This is a genomic window from Blautia sp. HCP3S3_D9, assembly GCF_052063845.1.
Lineage (GTDB): Bacteria > Bacillota > Clostridia > Lachnospirales > Lachnospiraceae > Blautia_A.
Genome location: NZ_JBQHWS010000237.1, coordinates 1 through 2,410, shown reverse-complemented (window position 1 = coordinate 2,410; position 2,410 = coordinate 1). Strand labels below are relative to the sequence as shown.

General features: G+C 40.1%; 2 protein-coding genes. One reads left to right on the top strand and one right to left on the bottom strand.

What is annotated here, in order from left to right; all coding sequences use genetic code 11:
- Positions 1-269 precede the first annotated feature (269 nt).
- Positions 270-1,292, top strand: a complete 1,023-nt coding sequence (locus tag ACTNES_RS20455) for a M42 family metallopeptidase (protein ID WP_347028815.1) — start codon at positions 270-272, stop codon at positions 1,290-1,292.
- 261 nt (positions 1,293-1,553) lie between these two features.
- On the opposite strand, the gene ACTNES_RS20450 is transcribed toward ACTNES_RS20455, so the two are convergent.
- Complete coding sequence (locus ACTNES_RS20450; RefSeq protein ID WP_441040532.1) at positions 1,554-2,273, bottom strand: LytR/AlgR family response regulator transcription factor; 720 nt, start codon at positions 2,271-2,273, stop codon at positions 1,554-1,556.
- Positions 2,274-2,410: the final 137 nt, after the last annotated feature.

Sequence of the window (2,410 nt, the reverse complement as noted above, 5' to 3'; positions counted from 1 at the left end):
GTTCAGGATACTCATGAGATGACCGATCACTCTGTTCGAAAAAGATTTGCATAAATTTAATTTCTTAAACTGGTTGTATAAGAATGTAGAATGATGTATAGTATTTGCGAGAGACACCTTCTTTCGTAAATGTTGCAATGTTTGTTTCGTCACTTTCATTATACAACACGAACGATTTAAGGTGTCTTTCTTTTTATGCAAAATCACGAACTTGCTCATTTATAGTTTCCATAATACAGAAGATACAAAACAATGAGAGGAAAACAGCAATGAAAAAAAATTTTGAGTTTATAGGGGAACAGTTAAAGAAACTGACAGCAATTCCAAGCCCGTCCGGTTATACGGAAAAAGCTGCAGAATATCTGATGGAAACACTGAGAGAAATGGGATATGAACCGGAACTTTCCAACAAAGGAAATGTACTGGTAAATATCGGCGGTGAAGGAAATCCACTGATTCTGGCATCTCATGTTGATACGCTGGGGGCAATGGTGCGCTCCATAAAAGATAATGGGCGTCTTCGGCCGACAACTCTGGGCGGTCACCAGTGGAGAACTGCAGACGGAGAGAACTGTACGGTTCATACGAGAGATGGCAGAGTTTATACAGGAGTTGTGCTGAATACAGAACCATCTTCTCATGTGGCAGATGAGAAAGTGGAACAGAAAGAAGAGAATATGGAAATTCTGCTGGATGAGAATGTCGATTCCAGAGATGATGTCAAAGCACTGGGTATTCAGGTAGGAGACATCATTGCCATGGATCCCCGAACTGTGATCACAGAAAGCGGATATATTAAGAGTCGCTTTCTGGATGATAAACTTTCTGCGGCAATTTTGCTGGGACTGGCGAAGGCGGTGAAAGACGAGGGTCTTATATTGAACCGTAAGGTGTCACTGCTTTTTACAGTATATGAGGAAGTTGGGCATGGCGGAAGCTACGTACCGGCAGACACAGAGGAAATGATCTCCGTAGATATGGGATGTGTGGGGGCTGATCTTGGCTGCACAGAGCGCATGGTTTCTATCTGTGCCAAAGATTCCGGCGGCCCATACAATTATAACCTGGTCACTGCGCTGGTTAATACTGCGAAGGTGCATGATCTGGACTTTGCGATTGATGTTTATCCGCATTATGGTTCTGATGTGGAGGCAACTCTCCGCGCCGGATATGATATCAGGCATGGTTTGATTGGACCGGGAGTTTATGCATCTCATAATTATGAGAGATCTCATATGGATGGAGTGAAGAATACGTATGAGCTTGTGAAGGCGTATGTGACGGAACAGTAGAGGAAAATAGAAATGTGATAAAAAGTGTTAAAAGAGGCTGTCGCACTAGAAATTTTATTTGTTAAAGCGACAGCCCCTCCTACGCGATTTGGCTGAAATATTGAATTTTCAAGGTTCAACACACCTTTTGCTGTGGGAAGTTTTAGTAAAAAAATAAAAATTTACAGCTTTACATCTATACCCTCTTATGTTTACTGGATGAAGGCATAAAAACTATCGAACTTGGAACTTTTCAGGTGTGTTTTTTGTTTATCACAGCCTCTAATAGCTATTCATCAGTGCAAAAGATTTTTTTACATCAGAATAATGTGTGCGACCAACGGGAATGATTTTACCATCCGGAAAAGATACGGAATATTGATGAATGGAGCTGACCAGTCTGAGGTTTACGGCATAACTTCTATGGCAAACAACAAAATAAGGAGGAAGTCTCTTGAGGAGCATGTCGATCTTTTCGGATATTTTGAATTCATCAGTGCGCGTCACAATCGTGGTCTCACGTAGATTTCTTTCCATGTAGAGGATATCATTCTGAGGAATTTTGTGCTGCTTTTTGCGGATGTTAAAATACAGATAATTGTCACTGGAGGCCTGGGTAATATTTTTCAGTGAGGCTTCCAATGCCCTGCCAAGCAATTCTGGCAGGCGTTCTTTATTCAGAAAATAAACGTGCTGTGTGTCATATACATCAGAGGCAAATTCCAGATACTGGCTGATATAAATGATCTGACAGCCAGGATTCAGAAAATTTACTTTATGTACAAGATCAATTCCAGTAGAGGATTCATCACCCAACATAATGTCCATACAAATAATATCATAAGGACAGCTTCCGTTCTGTAGCATATTCTCAAACGCAGCCTTGCCATCAAAAGTATCTATAGAAAAATAAGAAATGTTTTTTTCTATATTTTTCTTCAGTTCTTCTTTAATTATATTAAGCTGAACAGCGTTGTCATCACAGATTGCGATTCTTATCATGCATGTCTCTCCTTAAAATAAAAATTCTCAAACTTCCCACATTAAAAATAAGCTTAGCACCTTGAAAAATCAATGTTTTAACCCACAAAATAACAATCAGGCGGCACTTTGTCCGTATTCCAATGCTTCCTGCATGT

Excerpts from the sequence above, each read along its gene's own strand:
- ACTNES_RS20455 (WP_347028815.1), top strand. The coding sequence starts at position 270 with ATGAAAAAAAATTTTGAGTTTATAGGGGAACAGTTAAAGAAACTGACA.
- ACTNES_RS20450 (WP_441040532.1), bottom strand. The coding sequence starts at position 2,273 with ATGATAAGAATCGCAATCTGTGATGACAACGCTGTTCAGCTTAATATA.